Origin of the sequence: Parabacteroides leei (assembly GCF_023369805.1) — a bacterium.
Taxonomy (GTDB): domain Bacteria; phylum Bacteroidota; class Bacteroidia; order Bacteroidales; family Tannerellaceae; genus Parabacteroides; species Parabacteroides leei.
The window spans coordinates 23,076-44,069 of sequence record NZ_JAMBQG010000014.1 but is presented as its reverse complement, the minus strand read 5'-3'; the positions used below and the strand labels follow the sequence as shown (position 1 = coordinate 44,069).

Here is a 20,994-nt window from a genome sequence, read left to right as displayed (position 1 = left end):
GTATCTGATTAATTATCCCGCTTATTTCGATAGTAATTCATTGATAATGCCAATAATCTCCTCATCCGTTGTATCCGTACTATACCCCTGTATGACTTTTCTGATTATCCGCTGACCATCGAGGATGAAAAAGAAAGGGAGTGCCCTTCCTGTTTGAAAAGCCTCGACGACATCATCGTCGGCAGCTAAGAAAGTATACCCTATTTTATGCTTGCCTACATAATTCTGAAGGGCATGTCCTTTCCGCCCCCATGTTTCTATGGCAACCACATCGACATCTTCCGTCTTGTAATTCTGTTTCAACTTATTCAGAAAGGGGATAGATGCCATGCACGGTCCACAACCGATTCCCGTCAACTGAATGAGCAAAACTTTGCTTCTGTCAAAATCAGACAACGAGACAGTCTTCTCATTAGCGTCTTTCAATGCCCAATCCGGCGTTTTCTTACCAACGAGATCAGACTTTCGCGTCGTGTCCCTCTCTTCCCCACATCGCCTGATCTCATAGCCTTTCGGAAAATAGCTGAACAAGTCGAAATCGGAGATTGATATATTATTTAATTCCGCATCCACACAGTTTGAAGAAGAAATGCTATGCGACATTTCCCTACGATATTTATAAGGTAAGTCATCTGATTTACTGAGCCATAACTCATAGACAGAAGTAGGATCTCCCAAATCGAACGGAGGCTTGGGAATATAATAAGCCTTTCCGAAAAACTCAACCTGCCTGTCCTCATGGATAACCAGTTTCAAATAACGGTAATCGTCGAACTCTTTCAAATCGGTCGATACACTATCGGCCGTCTGCAGGATATAGTTGACAATACTTTTGGTATAATTAAAAAAGGGAGGTGAAACAAGCCTGAATGGCAAATTTCTACTTGTAAAATCATCAATAACAATCTCCTCGTCTTCAGGATAGATTACAGCCCGTACTTCTCCATTATATCCACCCTTGAAACAGGTAGTATCCGTTCCTTCCAGTATAACATAACTGCTTCCGATAGCTGTATCCCGTAGATTCGTATATTCTTTACGGAACTGACGCACAGAATATATCGGGATCGTATCACCCGGTTCCCATGCTTTAACATCTTCATAATAGGTAGCCGAATTAATTTTATCCAACTTCTCCCATACCTTTTTCAGGTACTCTGCCGTACCGGCATCCATCTTTTTCTTTTGCCCTTCACAAGGTATGCAAAGGATAAGGGCAAGTAGCCATATACCCGCCATCCCAATCCGTTTTCCCATATTTATTCTTATTTAGGTTATTCAGACTGTTTCTCTTATTCGAGAGTTCCCCGGGCTGCTTTTCTCCCGGCATTAAAGTCGTTGGCCGAATCCTTCGAAGCAATCTTTTGCTGTTCCCGTTTCTTCATGGCAGCACGCATCTGTTCATGATGTTGCTTTTCTATTTCAGGAGGTTCGGGCAAGCTGTTAATCAGAGAACGTAAGTCGATCAATGAGAGTTTGCTCTTTTTCCCATCCGGAGCCAACATCGTCAACTCGCTGACACTACGGAAAAAAGCTTCCTGATACAAGTCTTCCAGGAAAAAACGATAACTATGAAGTCCTTTGGCCGATTCATTCCGATTAATATATTCGGTCAGGTAGATATACTTACTGAAAAGTGTCTTCTGCAATTTCACCTCATCCTCAAACAGGCCAGCTTCTATTCCCCAATAATTCTTACTGATCTCATACAGGAAATTCAGTTGCGTCGGATCTTTCTTCCAGGCCTCATAATACAACTTTTCCGCTTCTTTGAAACGACCGTCGCGTTCTAACGTACTCCCTCTGAAAGTTGTCAATAAATTGACAAAGAAGGACTTCGGTTTCATACATTCTTCCGCTTGATCGAATAGCTGATAAGCCCGTTGCCGATCGTATGTCTTACCTAATGAAGCACCGTAAAGAAGAACAGTTTCCACATCAGTAGAATCAATGTCATAAGCAAACCCTAAGGGCTCGACAGCATCCAGCGCATGGCCCGACATATAGCGGGCGGCTCCTGCATATTTGAGGTTAAGGAAAGAAGAATCGCCTTCGGCCAGTAAACCGGTATAGACCGTATCCGCTTTAAGATAATTCTTCGTCATATACAAAGCCATCCCCTGACTCTGTCGTATCTGACGATTATCCGGATTATAGAACAAAGCCGTATCGCATATCTGTAAAGCCCCCTTTCCATCTCCCATCCGAAGCAAGGTATTTATCAGGGAAGAAGCCACACGGATATTCTCTGGATTTATTTCCAAAGCACGTCCATACAAGGAAAGAGCGATCAAAGTATTCGGACCGGTTCCTTTTTTTATATGGCAATCGGCAAGGCCGGCAAGAATGGAAGGATTATCACTTTCGAAGGAAGCAAGCGTATGGTAATATTCCATCGACTGCCCGTAATCGCCTAACTGATAATAAAGACGGGCTAACTGATTATTGGCATAAAAGTTCAGCGTATCCGATTCCAGTACTTTCTGGAAACAACGCTTCGCCTCTGTTATTTTTCCAAAATTAATGGCTGCACGGGCAACTGCATTCAATGCATCCACATTGGTCGTATCCATCGACAGACAATGCCGGAAACATTGGTATGCCTCCTTATACCGGAGCATGCCTTCATAAGCCTGGCCGATAGCCGACATAGTAACATAGTCGGCAGAATCTGCCGCTGTAAGACTATCGGCCCGGGCTATCACCTTCGCAAACTGCTTTTTGTTTACCAGTTCCTGAAGCGATAAACTCTGTGCCTGCCCCATAAGGGACAGGACACCGAGAAGAAGTAAAACAGTATATTTATGCATCATCAGCTTTACTATGTTTTGTAATTACTGTAATCTGAAAGTAAGAGGAACAGTGTATTTTACTCTCACTGCTTGTCCACGCTGAGTACCCGGTGTCCACTTCGGCATTTCACCGATGACACGTAAAGCTTCCTTATCTAATGCAGGATCAAGTCCCCGAATAACCGCAACATCACTAAACGAACCATCCTTTTCTACTATAAACGAACAGACCACCACTCCCTGAATTCCTTTTTCCTGAGCTTCTTTCGGATATTGTATCGTTTTCGACAGGAAACTGATAAGAGCACTCTGTCCGCCAGGAAAGCCCGGCATCTTTTCTACCATTGTAAAGACCTGATTGGAGGAGTTTGACTGATTGTCTGAATTACTGCTACCATATCCCACTACCATGATGCCTTCGTTATCATTATCATCATTCGGAACAGGACTAGTACCATCCGCTCTTTGCAGGCGGAAGGTAACGGGTACTGTATATTTAACAGCCACGTCTTGTCCTCTTTGTTTTCCGGGGGTCCAGTTCGGCATTCCCGAAAGTACCCTGACTGCTTCTTTATCGAGTGACGGATCGACACCCCGGATCACCTCGATATCACGGATGGAGCCATCCTTTTCCACAATAAATGAAGCCGTTACACGCCCCTGGATACCATTTTCCTGGGCAATCACCGGATATTTAACACTCTTTGCCAGATATTTCAACAATTCCCCTTGTCCACCCGGATATTCAGGCATCACTTCCACTACGGTAAACACCTGATCCGACACTATTTGTGGTGTATTCGACGATCTCTGCGGAGTAGTTGACTGAGGTTGCGACTGCGGTCTGGAAGCTGTTCCATCCGAATACAACTGTACCTTCAAATCTCCCAATACATCTTTCACTGCCACTTCCTTTGACTTCGTCCCCGGAAATGAGAATACAAGAACTGCATTTTTCGTCGTCTCCAGAACAAATTTTCCATCCAAGTCCGTTATTGTCCCGATGTTGGTTCCTTTTACTATCACGTTCGCACCGATAACCGGTCCGTTAAAATCGTCTATCACCTGACCTTTCACCTTTACGACGTCTCCCGAAGCGATATTGAACTCGGTAGCTTCCTTCACTTCGGCAACGGCATCGGATGCAATTTTCCCTGTGATACGGGCAACCGCCTCGATGTTGCTAAGCAGCATCAGGAATGCCGCAAGAGGAATGAATATCAGGTATTTTGTTCTTCCGATCCCGTGGGTTCTCTTTTTATTCATCATACTGATTCTGTTTTTTAGATGTAATACGTTAAAACTATTATATAATGTTGCTGCAGCCTGATAATGATGGGCAAGGCCTAACAGGTGATACTGATAGCTCTTGCTGTCGTATCCGGATTGGATAACGGTATTGTCCGCCAGGTATTCCAGATTATGGCGTACTTCACGTTTCAGAAGCCACGCAAAGGGGTTCACCCAACATATAACGGTAATCAGCTCGCAAATCATCACATCTACCGAATGCCATTGGAATACGTGTGTACATTCGTGTGTAAGTATCTCATCTATCTCTTTATCCGAATGGCTTTCCGGATGTATAAATATCATTTGGAAGAACGAAAAGGGTCCGGCGGGTTTACTGAGCCGGTAGACCGGCACGCCATGTATAACTGTCCGTTGGCTGTTATAGGCCAGTAGCAGGATACTGCCGAACTGAACCAGAAAACGGACTAAAAGAAGAGCCATGACACCCCAGTAAAAATAGGAACTTGCCGAAAGCAGGATGCCCTTCCAGTCGGTCTTCACCACCACCTCGGGTGTTACAGTGATTTCCGGCAGGATGGCCGAATACATCTGTATCACTTCCGTCATCGGCTCCTGTTCTTTCACCCATTCCTGTATATTAAGTAAGGGGTAAAACAGCGCCAAGCCAAAGAAAGCAAGAAGGGAGATACGGCGCAACTTAAAGAACGTGTCCTTATAAAAGAGCAAACGATAGAAGGCATAAAAGAGTACAAAGGCTACATTCACCTTCAGAAAGTAGGCAAATTCCGGTGTCATGGTAATAAGGTGTTAAAAGGTTTATTCTTTTCCTTTTTCTATCAGATCGATGATATCTTTCAGATCATCCGTAGAGATCTTCTGCTCTTTGGCGAAGAAGGAAACCATCTCTTTATACGAGTCTTCAAAGTAGTTACGAACAACACCGCTCATAAAGGTACGTTTATATTCACTCTCCAGTATCAGCGGAGTATATTCGTACGTATTACCATAGCGTTTGTTCTTCACATACTTTTTACGTTCCAGATTTTTCACGATAGAAGCAAGCGTGGTGTAAGGGGGCTTCGGGTCCGGATACTTCGCCAGTATATCTTTAACGAAACAAGGACCAATCTGCCATATCCAGCGCATTACTTCTTCTTCCTGCATTGTCAATTTTTCCATGATTCTTATTTATTTACGATTATATCGCAAATCTACGAAAATATCGTATACATACAACAGATAAGAAGTTAATAAGTATTAAAGAAAATTTCCAAAAACGATCACGCACCTAACAATTCATCTCCAAAAATTCAATACATTTGTAATTCAATTCTAATACCATAATTTATAAAGATAGAGACTATGCAACAAACAACCCTTACAAAAATTCCACGCATCGAAGTGGTAGACGCCCTGCGCGGCTTTGCCGTACTGGCTATTATTCTTGTTCATAACCTGGAACACTTCATCTTTCCGGTATATCCCGACCCTGCCAACCAACCGGAATGGCTTAATATCCTCGACGAAGGTGTATTCAGTGTTACTTTCTCTCTCTTTGCAGGGAAAGCTTATGCAATCTTTTCGCTCTTATTCGGTTTCACATTTTACATTCAATATACCAATCAACTAAGAAAAGGAAAAGACTTCGGATATCGTTTCCTCTGGCGTCTGCTTCTGCTGGCAGGTTTTGCCACGCTAAATGCCGCCTTTTTCCCGGCAGGTGACGTCTTATTGCTTTTCTGCTTTGTCGGATTATTCCTTTTCCTCGTCCGTAAATGGAACGACAAAGCTGTACTGACCGCTGCGATCATCCTTCTATTACAGCCCGTAGAATGGTTTCATTACATCGCCTGCCTCTTCAATCCTGAATATACCTTACCCAACCTGGGCGTAGGTGCCATGTATAATGAAGTGGCCGAATATACCAAAGAAGGTAATTTCTGGAATTTCATCTGGGGCAATGTGACGCTGGGACAGAAAGCAAGTTTGTTCTGGGCAATCGGAGCCGGACGTTTCCTGCAAACAGCCGGACTGTTTATGTTGGGATTACTGATCGGTAGAAACCAACTATTCGTTACTTCCGACAACAACACCCGTTTCTGGGTAAAAGCGCTCATCATTTCAGCCATCCTGTTCTGCCCGCTTTACCAGCTGAAAGTAATGCTTTACGACAACAGCGATGCCGTTATGATAAAACAAACGGTAGGTGTCATCCTGGATATGTGGCAGAAATTTGCTTTCACAGCCGTATTGGTTGCCTCTTTTGTACTGCTCTATCAGAAAGAATCATTCAAGAAACTCACAGCAGGATTACGCTTTTACGGTAAAATGAGCTTGACAAACTATATCTCTCAATCCATTATGGGGGCTATTATCTATTTTCCGTTCGGATTATATCTGGCTCCCTATTGCGGATACACAGTCAGCCTGCTGATCGGCTTCGTATTATTCCTGTTGCAGGTAAGTTTCTGTAAATGGTGGCTGAAAGGACATAAACAAGGCCCGCTGGAAGGTCTCTGGCATAAACTGACTTGGATCAATTCCAAATAACAGGGTAAATCTGGTTTAAAACGAGCGATATTTCATTTTAAACGGGGGTAAAGTCCGTTTTAAACCAGAAAAGAATCTGCAGGAAGAAGGAATTTCATACTGAAGGAATGAGAAAAATCACACTAAGCAATTGCTTGTCGATAATTATCAACAACAAACGGCTAAAGGAAGAAAGCTGCACAACCACCGTACGCATATCATACCAATCGAAACGAGAAAGATCATATTCCCAAAGCAGGGACTCGGAGACCTCTGCTCCTTTACTTTTTTTGTTCCCAATCACTGAAAAACATAGACCTTTACTTCTTTTCATTCAATAACTTCTCCAATAAAGCTACTTTCTCTTTTTCATTAGCCAACATACGTTCATACAAGGATGCATTTTCTTTGGTGAGTTCGATTATCTTTTCAACGGGGTGTTGGTTCAATTCATTGACTTCACCAATATAACCTATACCACCATTCTCAAAATTATTATTCTCTATAACAACAGAAACCGGTGTCTCTTCCATGTTTTCAATCACTTCCGGTGCAACCTTCAAGATCGCTGCAATTTTTACAAGATAATCTCTTCCTATTTCACGTTGTTGTTCCAGTTGAGAAATAAACTGTTGAGTAACACCCAGTTTTTCCGCCAGATCCTCTTGCTTTATATCTTCATATCGGCGTATCTTACTGACATTTAAACCTTGATGAACTTTCTTATCCTTTACATTTTCTGTTTCCATGCTATCCACTTTCTTTTAAGAGTGAAACAAATATATGAACAAATCTCCATATTTCGATGAAGATGCAGGGATATAACAAAATATCCGGACTTTCTGCTCCTTGTACGAACTTGTAAAATACAAGTGAGCTACTTGTATTTTACAAGTAAATATTCCACATCTATTCAAAATTATATGCCGAACTTTGCACAAAGAGTTGTTATGAATAAAATATACACACTACTATTAATGGCGTTAGCCTTATCCCTGCTGGTTCTTTGGAAAAGTCACGAAAAGAAAGAAAAAGAGCCGTTTTGCGTGACTTATCATGTAGCCGTACATACATTGCTTCCACGCAAAATAGTTGTCACTTACACGGATGACAAGGGATTGGAACAAGAGACTTTTGTCGGCAAAAGATGGGAACAGAAAGTTTGTTTATCTCCCGATGAAATTGCTTCGCTGCGGATAGACGAAATTGCCGAGCCCGGAAAAGATTACCGCTCCTACTTTCACGAAACAGAGAAAACACATGAGCCGATTGACAAAGATTTCATCATCCATCCTCTCTCGATATGGATCGAACACCCGAAGAAAACAATCCTTCGTGCAGGAAACAAATGTTTACAGGTATCGCTGCTTGCTTCGGAGATAGATAAAGATTGACTATTATAAACAAGACATAGCTGTTTTAATTCCATTTTGTATAAATGTTTTCGCACACACATAGTAGGAAATTAAATATAATCTACTACTTTTGCACTGGATAATAAAAGTTTATGCCATGGATAAAAAAGTAATAACCTTTGGAGAGATAATGCTCAGACTGGCCACACCAGATTATCTCCGTTTTAGTCAGAGTAATCAATTGAATGCCACCTTTGGCGGTGGCGAAGCCAATGTTGCCGTATCGTTGGCAAATTACGGGATTGCAGCAGAGTTTGTTACCCGTTTACCGAAAAACGACATTGCACGTGCCTGTGTAATGGATTTACGTAAATATGGTGTAGGTACTTCACATATTGTTTATGGAGGCGACCGCTTGGGTATCTATTTCCTGGAAACAGGAGCCGTAGCCCGTGCTAGCAAGGTTGTTTACGATCGTGCACATTCTTCTATTGCTGAAATCCAGCCGGGAATGATCAACTGGGAAGAGGTATTGAAAGATGCTTCCTGGTTCCACTGGACAGGTATCACGCCGGCGATCTCGCAAGGTGCTGCCGATGCTTGCCTGGAAGCGATCCAGACAGCCAACAAACTGGGTATTCCCGTATCCTGTGATATTAACTATCGCAAGAATCTGTGGAAGTACGGAAAGACAGCTTCCGAAATAATGCCGGCCTTGGTTGCCGGATGCGACGTTATCCTGGGAAATGAAGAGGACGCAGAAAAGGTATTCGGCATCAAACCCGAAGGATTTGACGTAGCACAAACAGCCGGTGAGGTGAACGCTGCCGAATTCGAATCGGTTTGTACACAGCTGATGGCTAAGTTCCCGCGTGCAAAGAAAGTGATTATCACCCTGCGTGGTTCGATCAATGCCAACCACAACACATGGGGCGGTGTTCTCTATGCAGACGGAAAACTATATCAATCGCGCCGTTACGATATCACACATATCGTTGACCGTGTAGGCGGTGGCGACTCATTTATGGGTGGTTTGATTTATGGCCTGCTTACTTATACGACCGACGATCAGAAAGCGCTCGACTTTGCTGTTGCCGCTTCCTGCCTGAAACATACGATATATGGTGACTTCAACCAGGTAACTGTCGACGAAGTGGAAAAATTGATGGAAGGCGACGGTTCAGGACGAGTTTCAAGATAATGAATAATTAATAATGAATAATTGATGGCTAGATTTAGTAAAATGCAGGTATTGGATGCGATGATCAGCACCGGAATGGTACCTGTCTATTATAATAAAGATATAGAAACAGCCAAACAGGTACTGAAAGCCTGTTATGAGGGTGGTGTACGTGCATTTGAATTTACCAACCGCGGGGATTTCGCTCACGAAGTTTTTGCCGAGTTGGTAAAATATGCAGCCAAAGAATGTCCGGATATGATCCTGGGGATCGGCTCCATCGTCGATCCGGCTACAGCCGCTTTGTTCCTGCAACTGGGAGCGAACTTCGTGGTAGGCCCGTTGTTCAATCCTGAAATTGCAAAGGTATGTAACCGCCGCTTGGTTCCTTATACTCCGGGATGCGGTTCTGTTTCCGAGGTTGGTTTTGCACAGGAAGTGGGATGCGATTTATGTAAGGTATTCCCTGCCGGAAACGTTGGCGGTCCTTCTTTTGTTAAGAATATGAAAGCACCGATGCCCTGGTCATTAATCATGGCTACCGGAGCCGTAGAGCCGACGGAAGAAAACCTGTCTGCCTGGTTCAAAGCCGGTGTTACTTGTGTAGGCATGGGGTCTAATCTCTTCCCGAAAGAAGCTATTGCCGCGAAAGACTGGAAAGCGATAACAGACCTTTGTGTCAAGGCTTTAGAGATCATCAAAAAATACCGTTAAGTTATGAAAGCATTTCTTGATTCCGATTTCCTGCTTCAGACGGAAACAGCCCGGAAGCTGTACCACGAACATGCAGCGAAAATGCCGATCATCGACTACCATTGCCACCTGATCCCGCAACAGATTGCCGACAATTATCAGTTTGCCGATCTGACTGAGATCTGGCTGGGTGGCGACCATTACAAATGGCGTGCGATGCGTGCCAACGGTGTTCCTGAAGAATATATCACCGGCAACAAACCTTCGTTCGAGAAGTTTGAGAAGTGGGCCGACACCTTGCAGCACGCTATGCGTAACCCGCTTTATCACTGGACTCACCTGGAACTGAGCCGTATATTCGGTGTAGACAAGGTGTTGAACCCTTCAACCGCACGCGAAATATACGACGAATGTACAGCGAAGCTGCAAACACCCGAATTCCGTGCCCAGGCAATCATGGAGCGTATGAATGTGGAGGTAGTTTGTACAACCGACGATCCGTCGGACTCGCTGGAATATCATAAAGCGATCCTCAACACCCCGTTGAAGACTAAAGTGCTTCCCACTTGGCGTCCGGACAAAGCGATGGCAATCGAAAACGTTGTTGTTTACAACGAATACCTGACTAAACTGGAAGCAACTTCGAATATATCGATCCTGTCTTTCAAAGATTTGCTGGGCGCTTTGCAGAAACGTCACGACTTTTTCGAGTCATTGGGCTGTCGCGTATCAGACCATGGGCTAAGCACCTTCTATGCAACGCCTTATACAAATACAGAAATAGAGGCGATCTTTATGAAAGCCCGTATGAATAAGACTCTGACCGGTGAAGAGATCAACAAATTCCGTTCTGCCATGCTTTACGAACTGGCCGTGATGGATGCACGCAGCAACTGGGCACAGCAGTTCCATATCGGTCCGACACGCAACAACAATTCCCGCATGTTTAAGAAGCTAGGACCGGATACCGGTTATGACGCTATCGGCGACCTGGAAGTGGCCGAGCCGATGATTCGTTTCCTCAGCCGCCTGGAAGAAGAAGGTATGTTGACAAAAACGATTTTCTACAACCTGAATCCGAAAGACAGTGCCGTGATGATGACAACGGCGTATAGCTTCAACGACGGTTCACAGCCGGGCAAAATGCAATACGGTGCCGGTTGGTGGTTCCTGGATCAGATCCATGGTATGGAAGACCAGATGAACACACTTTCCGACCTGGGCCTATTGAGCCGTTTCGTCGGAATGCTGACCGACTCACGCAGCTTCCTGTCATATCCGCGTCATGAATACTTCCGCCGTATCCTTTGTAATATGTTAGGCAAGGAAGTGGAAAACGGCGAACTGCCTGTTTCCGAACTGCCTTTCATCGGTAAGATGGTAGAAGATATCAGCTACAGGAATGCTAAAGAGTATTTCGGATTTTAATCAATTTCAGGTTTATCTACATTATAATATAATTAAAACGTACTCCAGCCAACTTCAATTCAACTTGAGCTAATTCAATGATGGAGTAATAAGAAGATATTTCATAATGTGAAATTATAAATTAATATTGTAAAGTAAAAGCGGTGGAACTAAACTTCCATATAAAAGTTTATCCACCGCTTTTCATAAAAGAATTATTTCAGAAAAATTCACTTTTAATAGTTCTTGCTGCAAAGTGAATTATAGTCTGTTTCTGCTTTAGGAATCTCCCATACCCAGCCATCGGCATCGGCATCTTTTTCAAGGAAACTACAAAATGCAATATTGAAATTCGATCCTCGCTTAATAGGTAAATGCAAACGTTTCAAGTCATAGAAACGGAAACCTTCCCCCCATAATTCAACACGGCGGCTATTCATGATCTCTTCCACCAGAGCCTCTCCGGTGTTACTTGCTTTATATTCAGGGTCACGCGTTACCTGGAACTTGGCGAATACGGCTTGTGCTTCGTCATACTTTCCAATACGTGCCAGCGCCTCAGCTTGTATCAGATATATTTCAGCCAGACGCATGAAAGCAATATCTCCCACGGCATCAGCAGTTGAACGGGCTGTAAATTTGCGATTCTGGTATGTATTCTTTGCATAAGAACTTCCGGGTACACTTGCTTCACCCGTAGGATCCCACCATGCCCGGCGCAAATCGGTTTCCGACATGGTTTGGTAAGTCTCAGCATTTATACATTTTACTCCCTGCCGAATCGCGCTCGAGTTAAAGTTCCATGACATATATGCGTAGAATGAATAGAAATAGACCGTCTTGTCATCCGGTGTCATTGCAGCATACATAGCTTCTTTCGTTTCTGTCGTAATATTGGCAAATCCGTTATTCAACTGGGCTCCCCTCATCAGACTACATCCGGCAACTTCTGCCAATGCAATCGATTTTTCAGCATAAATAGCTGCGTTGGCATAATCTTGCATGGCCAAAGCGACGCGGCTCTTCAATCCCCAGGCAACCATATCGCTATAATGGTTCACATCATTTACCTTGATACCACCTAGCAAAATACAGGCTTCATCGAGATCTGCATTAATTTTGCTGTATACTTCTTCCACTGAATTACGAGCCTGTTCCGTCGCTTCCGGTAATACCCTGTAAGGAATGCCATCCTGCGAGTTTGTAGTTCCTGACGCATAACGCTTCGCATAAAGTTGAACCAGGTTGAAATGAGCCCAGGCACGAATACAAAGAGTTTCTCCTTTGACCTGATTAAACAGATCCTGATTTGTATTTTCAACGGTATCCAATCCTTTCAATATCTTATTGGCATTCAGAATCCATTGGTAATAGATCTGCCAGTGCTTGGTATTATAACCATTCTTACCATCCATATTACACGCCCATCCCAAATTAGCTGCTTTCATCCAGGTATTGGTCTGCCAGGTCATATCATCAGCCTCTGCATCCCGACTCATCATAAACCCGGGTTCTCCTCCCATACTTTGATAACCTGATTCCTGAGAAACCATTTCTTTATGAATGCCATTCAGTGCCAGGTAAAGATTTTCCAGCGACGAATTGATTGTCTCTTCTGAAATAGAGGATGTCGGAACAGTATCCAGATAATCGCTTGTACAACCGGAGATTGTCATTGCTCCAATTACAGCCAATCCCAGCGTTATATGTTTAATATATTTCATGATTTCTTACATTTAAAAATTAGAAAGACACATTAAGACCAATTGTAAAATTACGAGAAGGCATATACTCATTATAAGTTACACCGGAGTAATTTGCCATAGGATTCAACCCCTGGCGAGCTTTCAGCATAAACAAGTTTTCAGCAGTCAGATTCAAACGGGCATTCTTCAACATGATTCTGTTCAGTAATGATTTAGGGATCTCATAACCGACTGTAACAGAACGCAGGTTTAATGCATTAGAGCTTGTCAGCCAACGAGTCGAATAAGATTGCCCTACACTGGTGGTATGATTCGTATTATTATCCAGGCGAGGAACGTCTGTAACGTCGCCCGGATTTTGCCATGCATTCAATAAATCAGGACTTACAGCATAACCGAACTCGGTCATACTCATCATTGTTCTATAATTGGAATCCAAAACCTTACCTCCCAATTGATAAGAGAAAGTGGCAGATAAATCGATATTCTTATAGCCCACTTTCAGATTAAACCCACCATATACTTTCGGGATAGCACTACCACTAAAATCGTATTTTGCATAACTGTAAGAATTAGTCAACAGCTTACCGTCCTTTTCTACAATTGTTTTCTTTGCCGCGTCGGTCAGCGTCCCGTCTGCTTCATTATAAGCATCTGTGTCAAGGAAATATAAACCATTTCCACTTTCAGGATCAACACCATACCATTGATATAACCAGAACTCATACATCGATTTCCCTTCCATCCATTTTTTAGAACCGGTGACATATCCGTTTTCTTTCATTGTTGCAGGAAGATTTGTTATCTTATTCTTAATAAAGGTAGCATTAGCGCCTATCGCTACGTTCCAATCTTTATTTTTAAATACATCATAATTCAATTCAATCTCAACACCGGAATTTGTAACTTTACCTATATTCCGGATAATGGAGGGTACTCCCACAGAGGTAGGTTGAGAAACATCAAACAATAAATCTTTAGAATCTTTTCTGAAATACTCAATGCTACCACTCAAACGGTTGAAAAGCCCAAATTCAAGAGCGACATCGGTAGATACCTGAGTTTCCCATTTTAAATCAGGATTAGCGATAACAGTAAAATAAGCTCCTGCTTCATTACCATTTTTATATCCCAGGCCATACAATGTCTGGTATGGATAATAATCCGAGTTACTATCCGAATCCAATGTCTCATCATTACCTGTTTCCCCATAAGAAGCACGCAGTTTCAAATTATTCACCCATTTTACATCTTTCATGAAATTTTCTTCGCTGATTCTCCAACTCGCACCGAATGACCAGAAATTACCCCAACGGTTATTTTTCGAAAAACGGGAAGAGCCATCGTGCCGATAAGAAGCGGACAGATAGTATTTATGAGCATAATCATAATTCAAACGGCCGAAATATCCTTCTTTCTTATAGGTATCAGTATATGAGGAAAGTGAACTGATATTTACAAAGTTGCCAAACTCATTAATTCCGGATATGGTTTCCTGGGTTTTCATTGCATATAAGTATTCATATTTGTATGAATAATTTTCATGACCCAAAAGCACATCGAAAGAATGTTTGCCTATCGATTTATTATAAGTGATCAATTGATTGAATGTTTGAGTCAATGACCGGGTTGACATTTGATTTAAGCGTCCCGGTCCGGCTGTACCATCCCCTACATGTGGATTCTCGTACTCTTTTCGACGATAATCGACATTATTTATTGAATAATTAGCTGTCAGATCAAGACCTTCTATAGGAGTGATAGTGAAATACGTATGTCCGATTTGATTCATACGGGCAAACTCGCGCATATTAAATTCTGTTTCGGCAATAGCATCGCGACCATTATTCGATAAACGAGTACCGTCATAATCATAAACATACTCATTCGGATCAGAAGTAACCTCCCCTTTGCTATTCAGATATTGGCCGGTAGACAAATCATGTTTATGAACAGGATAGATAGGTGCCATCACACGAGTAAAACGTGTTAAATTGCTATAAGAGGATGAATTAGAAGATGTAGAACTCGAATAATTAGAGATGGTACGTGTTACTCCCACATTCAAACCGGTCTTAAACCATTTCACCGGATATACGTTATAGTTTAATCGTCCCGAATAACGTTCAAAATCCGTTTTAAGCATATAGCCATCATCACTCAAATAACCAATAGACGCATACGTATCGCTTTTATCAGTTTTCGTATTATAACTCAAATTATATTCTTGGCGATAGCCGGTTTTAAAAGCTGCATCTTCCCAATCCAAATCATCTCCCCATTTTAAAGAATTTGCAGCGGGATTCAAACGACCGTCCATACCAACGATTTCATTATCAGCAATACCTGTAAAAGGATTATATTTTAATGTACTTCCAATTTCTGTCGAGGCCAGCGAAGCTGCTTCAGAAGCTGTTTTACCAGAAGATATATAAGAGTTTTTAAGCATCTGCCACTGTATCGGATAGTAATCCCAAATACCAGCTTTAGCATAATCTGCATATGCTCTATGTGACCATCCCTGGTTAATAGTCAGGTTCACACCGGTACCACCGGCTTCGCGTCCTTTTTTGGTAGTTATTAAAATAACGCCATTTCCGGCACTTGAACCGTATAAAGAAGTAGAAGCTGCATCTTTTAATATTGTCATCGACTCGATATCAGACGGGTTAATATCTCCTATACTACCATTATAGATAGTTCCATCCACTACATACAAAGGTGAATTAGATGCATTAACAGAACCGAAACCACGAATACGAATAGAAGCGGATTCACCCGGCTGACCTGTTGCCGCTGTGACTTGTACTCCGGTAGCATTCCCTTCCAATGCCGCAGTTACATTGGTCAGTGCCCGCTTCTTTATTGTTTCCGTACCAACAGTTGATGCAGAACCGGTAAAAGAAGATTTCTTTTGCGTGCCATAAGCGACTACGACCACTTCATCTATTTGTTCAGCGTCACTCTTTAATACGACTATTTGTTCACCGTCTTTGATTGCAATTTCCTGAGACTCCATGCCTACATATGAAATAACCAATGTTTTTGAACCAGCCGGTATATTGGCAATTGTATATCGCCCGCCGACATCAGTGATTGTTCCGATAGTTGTACCTTTTACCAAAACGGATGCTCCAATTACAGGCTCATTATCTTCCTCCGAAATTACTTTGCCAGTAACTCTAGAAACCTGAGCAGTAACCATTCCTATGAACAAACACAGAATGGTTAATAACACTTGTAGTTTTCTTTTCATCTCTTTCAATCTTAATATTAATACTGTATTTAGTTTTTGCATTATACCTGTAAGCTACTTAACTTTCAAGTATTGCGTTATCATACAAATCTGCTGATGCAAAGGGAGCTCCAAACTATATATCTCTCAAAATCAGATCATCACCCCATCAACCCAAGGTTAACAAACAAAAAAGACCTAAGATTTTTTTAAGCAAACAGAGCATAAAAAAGGCCATAGTCCTATGTGAACTATGGCCTTTTTTAATAATCTGCAAATCAAACAGATAAAAAAATATATGAAAATCAAACGCTAAAAAATCCACCTCTTAACAGGAAGGAAGAAAAAGGGCTTGGTTAATTTTTGTTATATAAAGTCTCCAGTACGCGGTATTACGCTTTTTTTTATAATTTTGTTTTCACAGTGTAACAGACTGTTTAAATGCAATAGTTCACATAGTACTCATGTTCCGAACCATCTTCTAAAGACTTATTTTTTACGAGCACGTGCAGCCGCCTCCTTAGCCTTTTGGGCTTCACGGCGGGCTTTCTCTTTGGCTCTGAGTTTTTCCTGATACTCTTTTTCCTTTTGCTTGCGCTCTTTTTCTTTCAGCTTTTGCCTTTCCTTATACTCGCGCTCCTTCTGCTTACGCAGTTCTTCACGGGCTTTCAGCTTGGCTTTACGATCGGCTTCCGCTTGTTTCAACTTATTCTTACGTTCCTGTTCAAGCTGTTTTTCACGATCAGCTTTTGCTTTCAGAAGCGCTTTTTCTTCTTCCTGCTGTTTTTTCAGTTCGTCCGCACGCTCTTTGGCTTTCTGCTCCTGCAGTTCTTTTTCAGCCTTCTGCTGTGCTTCAAACTCTTCACGGGCCACCTTCTTACGGGCTGCTTCCTCTTCAGCTTCACGTTTACGGATCGCTTCGATCTCCTTCAATGTAAGTTCTTTCTCTTCCGGGGCCTGAACGGCAGGAACACTATCCTGTGGTGTTACAGTTGTTACAGTTGTTACCGTTTCCGGTATAACCGGTTGCACAGAAAGGGTATCGAGAATTTCTTCGCGACGAACTGGTTCTTCTGTTTCTTCTTCCGGACGGATTTCTTCCGGCTGCTGTTCCTCTTCGGCTGCTTCTTCTGTCTTTTCTTCTTCAGCTTCCATACGATGCTTCCAGCGGGCAGCCAGTTCAGGAACCTCTTCGCCGTAGTTTTCTTCGAAGAAGTTGATATATTCTTCGAGCGTCTTTCCACGCATCAGCGTTTCGTAATTATCGTCGGATATCGGAAGGATAGCCACATTTTTATCCAAAGCCTGGGCGTAACCGTCCTTACCATATATCATCTTATAATACTGGAGAATTTCATTGATTCCGTTAAATCCGCTGATATTGAGCATTGACATCGGACCTGCTTCTTCGAAGGTCAGGTCGAACTCTTTCACCATAAAGTTGGCAAAGTTGTAAGCTGCTACGGCAAATAGTAACTGGTTCTTATCCACGCTTCCGTTCGGATACATCAGGATCATACGGTATGAAGTATTCGGTTCGGCTGTGAAAGTACGTGCCGAGTCGGCAGCAGACAACGAACCGTCTTCACCCAGACCAAAACGCAGGTTCCAGGCCATACCGGTTACACTACCCTGCATCAGCGTACGGCCCCGAAGAATACCTTTCAGCATTTCACCGGCAAGTTCCGTAACATCTGCAGTCGGATATTTTTCAACAAGCGCTTTCAACGCGGCCTTAAAGCCTTCGGCATCCCCGGCCTGCACATATGTCAGTGCATCAAGGAACATAAACTTAGGTATCAAGGTAGCCAACGGATATTTAGCAGTTACATCCCGGTAATTCTTACGAACGGCACTCGTGTCGCTAGCCAGATAGCTACTATAAGTTTGCTGATAGATCGAATCCTGTACGGAGTCCATCATACGGATATTATATTCATAATTCGGATCGGCTATGGCGATCGTATAATCAGCATCCGGGAAGGAATTCGTCATTTTGGTCTTGTACTCGGCAGCCAACGCGGTATTGCCCGTACGAAGTGCCATCAGATAAACTTGATAATAACTTTCCAAACGATGCGAGTTATCCGGGAAACGACGTTCCAGTTCCTCAAACGCCTCTATCGACAATGGCAGATCTTCCAGTTTATCTTTATAGATCATAGCCATATTATATAAACCGTCCTCTATTATTATATTGGAAGCAGCAACTTCTTCTTCAGTAAACGGCAACTGTTGCAAATAATACTCGCGCGACTTGGGATCATCTGCCGCGACTCCCGGCAGACCGGCTTCCAGTGAGTCAGTCTGCAGAGGCAGACCGTCTGCTCCGACGGCACCAGAGTCTGTTTCCGCCATATCTTCTTCCAGAGGGCCATCATTGAATGTAGACATTTCCTTCTTACGGCGGCGCCAGTTATCTTCCAGTGCACGTCGTCCCCACTTGCGCTGGAATTGTGCTTTACCTTGTGAAACAGTAGAAGGATTATAGAAATAGAAAGAGGTCCCACCTGAAGTGGTCGGCAATACAATACCGCCCGTCTCTGTCCCGGGACGATCGATTCCCGTTCCCTTAGCAGCCTGGTCAGCCAGATAGGCTTCTTTCTCAGCCAAGGCTTTGGCTTCCTCTTCTTCTTTCTTTACCTGTTCGATAATCTTATCGATCACAGCCAGCCTCTCCGGCTCCGGCATCTTGGCCAGGGTCTGTAAACTATCTTGTAAATGGACAGCTTCCACGTGTACAACCAGTTCATCGAGCACGGCCGAAAGCTTCGATACACGCTTGAAGTCTTTATATTCTTTCTGTATCCCTGACAAAGCACCGCTAAAACAGGGTTGAGCCTTTACATAATCACGCATGGTGAAATAGATATCCCCCAGTTTGATCTGACAGATCGCTTTCTCCAACCCGTTCTGCGTACTCTTTTCGATACCCAGTTCGTAGTTCCTGATGGCATTCACGGTATCCTCACGATTCAGATAGATATTACCCAAAGCATAATACACCTGATCCAGATAATCCTTATTCTTATCGCTCTTCGCCATACGTGTAAGCATCTTGACCACCTTCTGGTAATTGTTGCCGGTAAAGACTTCGGTCTGACGGATACGGGCAGCAAATTCAAGTTCGTAAGGCGGATTGGCCCGGGCTACCTCGTTGAACATCTTATAAGCCATCCCGTCCTGATCCTGTGCAGCATAGATCTGTCCCAGCAGGTATTTCATACGGGTACGCTGACGTTTGTTCTTTTCTGATTTGATAGCGGACTTGAAATAGGGGATTGCATCGTCGAACTGTTTGTTCTTCACCAGGTAATCGGCATATACGGAAGCATACTGTTTCAGGTTCTTTTTAGGTATTCCATTGGTATTCAGTTTACCCAGAATATCTTCTGCTTCGTAAAACCATTCCATTTCCGAATAGCAGCGTGCCTGCCACAGGCGGGCTTCAGCCACCATTTCTTCATCCTGCGAATAATGGCGGGCAATATAGGAAAATGTAGCGGAGGCTTGCAGGAAATCGGCATTATAGAATTGTCCCTGGCCAATGAGCAGCCAGCATTTTTTCAGGAAAGGGTTATATTCTTCCTGCTCCTGGAAGGCACGTTGTTTAGGATCGTTCCGCCATCCGGGCTTCTTGGCAGGCTTTGCTTTAATCGAATGAAGCTTGATCGCCTTGTTTCCCTTCTCGATAGCACGGTCGAAAGGTCCTCCGGTTTCTTTCTTGTCTTTCGGCTGTGCACTGATCGGATACATGTGGATCATTTCGGAGTAACTTTCCTTATAACCGGTCTGCATACCTAATAAAGATTCATCGAAAGAAGTTTTCCCGTTAAAATAGATATTATAACGAGACGTAAAAGCATGATAGAACCGACTTGATTTGGTGTTTTTCTTCGTGCTGCACGACCAAAGCAAGAGTACTACGAATATTGAAATTATATAGTAAAAACCTCTCTTCACGTATTATGATAGCTCTTTATCATATAATAAACTAAGAACAAACTGTTTTATTGCCTTTTCGTAAAGAATAATACGCCTTTCAGAAGCAAAAAGACCAATACCAGAACCAGGATGATAAAGGCACCGGAAGGTACGTTCAGAAAATAAGAAAGGATCAGGCCGGTAACGCATCCCAGGAACCCCAGAACGATGCTACCTACAATTATCTTTTTAAAGTCGGAAGTGAAGAGATTGACGGTGATCTGTGGCAAAGTCAAAAGACTCATCAGCAACATAATCCCTACCAAACGGATAGACAAGACAATGGTAACGGCAATAAAGAACATCATCATATATTCGATCCACTTTACATGAATATGCTGTGTCTTGGCAAAATCACTATCGAAAGCAACATATACTATTTCCCGTAGATACAGGGCAAAGACAGCGATCAATACGACTGCAAAGGCGGCTATCCAGATTATATCAGACATGGAGATCGTCAGGATATTACCGAACAGGTAAGCCGAAAGGTTCGGTGAATAGCCGGGCGTAAGGAAAATAAATATCACCCCCAAAGCCATACCCAGCGCCCAGACACCGGCTATCGCCGAGTCTTCGCGGACATTCTGCGTCTTGCTGGCCCACTCCACTCCGAAAGCGGAAAGGACGGAAAAGACCATCGCCATTAGGATGGGATTTGTCCCCAGGTAAAAACCAAGCCCCAGACCACCGAAAGAGGCATGTGTTATACCACCGCTGATAAACACCAGCCGACGCGCAACCACATAGGTTCCGACAATACCGCAGGTGATGGCGGTTAACAGGCTACCGATCAGGGCATGTTGAAAAAAAGTATATTGTAATAGATCCATATTCATTCCGTATGATGGTTCGTCTT

General features: G+C 43.1%; 15 protein-coding genes. 5 read left to right on the top strand and 10 right to left on the bottom strand.

From position 1 onward, the window contains the following. Positions 1 to 21: 21 nt before the first annotated feature. From M1P97_RS18220 to M1P97_RS18205, 4 genes are read right to left on the bottom strand one after another with little or no spacing between them, the layout of a single operon-like run. Positions 22 to 1,257 (bottom strand): TlpA family protein disulfide reductase, encoded by a 1,236-nt coding sequence (locus tag M1P97_RS18220; RefSeq protein WP_249389815.1) that lies wholly within the window; start codon positions 1,255 to 1,257, stop codon positions 22 to 24. Positions 1,258 to 1,292: 35 nt separating this feature from the next. After that, positions 1,293 to 2,813 (bottom strand): tetratricopeptide repeat protein, encoded by a 1,521-nt coding sequence (locus M1P97_RS18215; RefSeq protein ID WP_249389814.1) that lies wholly within the window; start codon positions 2,811 to 2,813, stop codon positions 1,293 to 1,295. A gap of 21 nt (positions 2,814 to 2,834) precedes the next feature. Continuing rightward, on the bottom strand, positions 2,835 to 4,841 hold the full coding sequence (locus M1P97_RS18210; RefSeq protein WP_249389813.1) for a M56 family metallopeptidase: 2,007 nt from the start codon (positions 4,839 to 4,841) through the stop codon (positions 2,835 to 2,837). A 21-nt stretch (positions 4,842 to 4,862) separates the two neighbouring features. Continuing rightward, positions 4,863 to 5,225: a BlaI/MecI/CopY family transcriptional regulator gene (locus tag M1P97_RS18205; RefSeq protein ID WP_195373373.1), complete on the bottom strand. Its 363-nt coding sequence runs from the start codon at positions 5,223 to 5,225 to the stop codon at positions 4,863 to 4,865. A 183-nt stretch (positions 5,226 to 5,408) separates the two neighbouring features. Here M1P97_RS18205 and M1P97_RS18200 point away from each other — a divergent pair, with 183 nt between their 5' ends. Then, positions 5,409 to 6,596 carry a DUF418 domain-containing protein gene (locus tag M1P97_RS18200; protein ID WP_249389812.1) on the top strand — a complete coding sequence of 396 codons (1,188 nt, stop codon included), beginning with the start codon at positions 5,409 to 5,411 and terminating at the stop codon, positions 6,594 to 6,596. A 94-nt stretch (positions 6,597 to 6,690) separates the two neighbouring features. Here M1P97_RS18200 and M1P97_RS18195 read toward each other — a convergent pair whose 3' ends face one another. Both M1P97_RS18195 and M1P97_RS18190 read right to left on the bottom strand, forming a co-directional pair. Further along, entirely contained in the window at positions 6,691 to 6,909 is a 219-nt protein-coding gene (locus M1P97_RS18195) for a hypothetical protein (RefSeq protein WP_249389811.1), read from the bottom strand. After that, positions 6,896 to 7,324, bottom strand: coding sequence for a helix-turn-helix domain-containing protein (locus tag M1P97_RS18190; RefSeq protein WP_249389810.1), 429 nt, complete (start codon positions 7,322 to 7,324; stop codon positions 6,896 to 6,898). The genes M1P97_RS18195 and M1P97_RS18190 overlap by 14 nt, the downstream gene beginning before the upstream one ends. Positions 7,325 to 7,525: 201 nt before the next feature. Between M1P97_RS18190 and M1P97_RS18185 the strand changes: the two genes are divergently transcribed. The 4 genes from M1P97_RS18185 (at position 7,526) to uxaC (ending at position 11,231) form a co-directional block, all read left to right on the top strand. Further along, positions 7,526 to 7,969 carry a hypothetical protein gene (locus tag M1P97_RS18185; RefSeq protein ID WP_195373369.1) on the top strand — a complete coding sequence of 148 codons (444 nt, stop codon included), beginning with the start codon at positions 7,526 to 7,528 and terminating at the stop codon, positions 7,967 to 7,969. Between the two features lie 118 nt (positions 7,970 to 8,087). After that, on the top strand, positions 8,088 to 9,131 hold the full coding sequence (locus M1P97_RS18180) for a sugar kinase (protein WP_075559324.1): 1,044 nt from the start codon (positions 8,088 to 8,090) through the stop codon (positions 9,129 to 9,131). A 24-nt stretch (positions 9,132 to 9,155) separates the two neighbouring features. Further along, positions 9,156 to 9,824 carry a bifunctional 4-hydroxy-2-oxoglutarate aldolase/2-dehydro-3-deoxy-phosphogluconate aldolase gene (locus tag M1P97_RS18175; protein WP_129731364.1) on the top strand — a complete coding sequence of 223 codons (669 nt, stop codon included), beginning with the start codon at positions 9,156 to 9,158 and terminating at the stop codon, positions 9,822 to 9,824. A gap of 3 nt (positions 9,825 to 9,827) precedes the next feature. Then, complete coding sequence (gene uxaC / locus M1P97_RS18170) at positions 9,828 to 11,231, top strand: glucuronate isomerase (RefSeq protein ID WP_249389809.1); 1,404 nt, start codon at positions 9,828 to 9,830, stop codon at positions 11,229 to 11,231. Between the two features lie 215 nt (positions 11,232 to 11,446). Here uxaC and M1P97_RS18165 read toward each other — a convergent pair whose 3' ends face one another. The 4 genes from M1P97_RS18165 to M1P97_RS18150 all read right to left on the bottom strand — a co-directional run bounded on the left by M1P97_RS18165 (position 11,447) and on the right by M1P97_RS18150 (position 20,968). Then, positions 11,447 to 12,934: a RagB/SusD family nutrient uptake outer membrane protein gene (locus tag M1P97_RS18165; protein WP_249389808.1), complete on the bottom strand. Its 1,488-nt coding sequence runs from the start codon at positions 12,932 to 12,934 to the stop codon at positions 11,447 to 11,449. Positions 12,935 to 12,953: 19 nt separating this feature from the next. Then, positions 12,954 to 16,172, bottom strand: coding sequence for a SusC/RagA family TonB-linked outer membrane protein (locus M1P97_RS18160; RefSeq protein ID WP_249389807.1), 3,219 nt, complete (start codon positions 16,170 to 16,172; stop codon positions 12,954 to 12,956). A gap of 468 nt (positions 16,173 to 16,640) precedes the next feature. Next, entirely contained in the window at positions 16,641 to 20,114 is a 3,474-nt protein-coding gene (porW, locus tag M1P97_RS18155) for a type IX secretion system periplasmic lipoprotein PorW/SprE (protein ID WP_249389806.1), read from the bottom strand. Between the two features lie 47 nt (positions 20,115 to 20,161). Beyond that, positions 20,162 to 20,968, bottom strand: a complete 807-nt coding sequence (locus tag M1P97_RS18150) for a metal ABC transporter permease (RefSeq protein WP_195370271.1) — start codon at positions 20,966 to 20,968, stop codon at positions 20,162 to 20,164. Positions 20,969 to 20,994: the final 26 nt, after the last annotated feature.

Bases quoted from the DNA above. Each gene is read 5' to 3' on its own strand.
- M1P97_RS18220 (WP_249389815.1), bottom strand. From the start codon at position 1,257: ATGGGAAAACGGATTGGGATGGCGGGTATATGGCTACTTGCCCTTATC.
- M1P97_RS18215 (WP_249389814.1), bottom strand. From the start codon at position 2,813: ATGATGCATAAATATACTGTTTTACTTCTTCTCGGTGTCCTGTCCCTT.
- M1P97_RS18210 (WP_249389813.1), bottom strand. From the start codon at position 4,841: ATGACACCGGAATTTGCCTACTTTCTGAAGGTGAATGTAGCCTTTGTA.
- M1P97_RS18205 (WP_195373373.1), bottom strand. From the start codon at position 5,225: ATGGAAAAATTGACAATGCAGGAAGAAGAAGTAATGCGCTGGATATGG.
- M1P97_RS18200 (WP_249389812.1), top strand. From the start codon at position 5,409: ATGCAACAAACAACCCTTACAAAAATTCCACGCATCGAAGTGGTAGAC.
- M1P97_RS18195 (WP_249389811.1), bottom strand. From the start codon at position 6,909: ATGAAAAGAAGTAAAGGTCTATGTTTTTCAGTGATTGGGAACAAAAAA.
- M1P97_RS18190 (WP_249389810.1), bottom strand. From the start codon at position 7,324: ATGGAAACAGAAAATGTAAAGGATAAGAAAGTTCATCAAGGTTTAAAT.
- M1P97_RS18185 (WP_195373369.1), top strand. From the start codon at position 7,526: ATGAATAAAATATACACACTACTATTAATGGCGTTAGCCTTATCCCTG.
- M1P97_RS18180 (WP_075559324.1), top strand. From the start codon at position 8,088: ATGGATAAAAAAGTAATAACCTTTGGAGAGATAATGCTCAGACTGGCC.
- M1P97_RS18175 (WP_129731364.1), top strand. From the start codon at position 9,156: ATGGCTAGATTTAGTAAAATGCAGGTATTGGATGCGATGATCAGCACC.
- uxaC (WP_249389809.1), top strand. From the start codon at position 9,828: ATGAAAGCATTTCTTGATTCCGATTTCCTGCTTCAGACGGAAACAGCC.
- M1P97_RS18165 (WP_249389808.1), bottom strand. From the start codon at position 12,934: ATGAAATATATTAAACATATAACGCTGGGATTGGCTGTAATTGGAGCA.
- M1P97_RS18160 (WP_249389807.1), bottom strand. From the start codon at position 16,172: ATGAAAAGAAAACTACAAGTGTTATTAACCATTCTGTGTTTGTTCATA.
- M1P97_RS18150 (WP_195370271.1), bottom strand. From the start codon at position 20,968: ATGGATCTATTACAATATACTTTTTTTCAACATGCCCTGATCGGTAGC.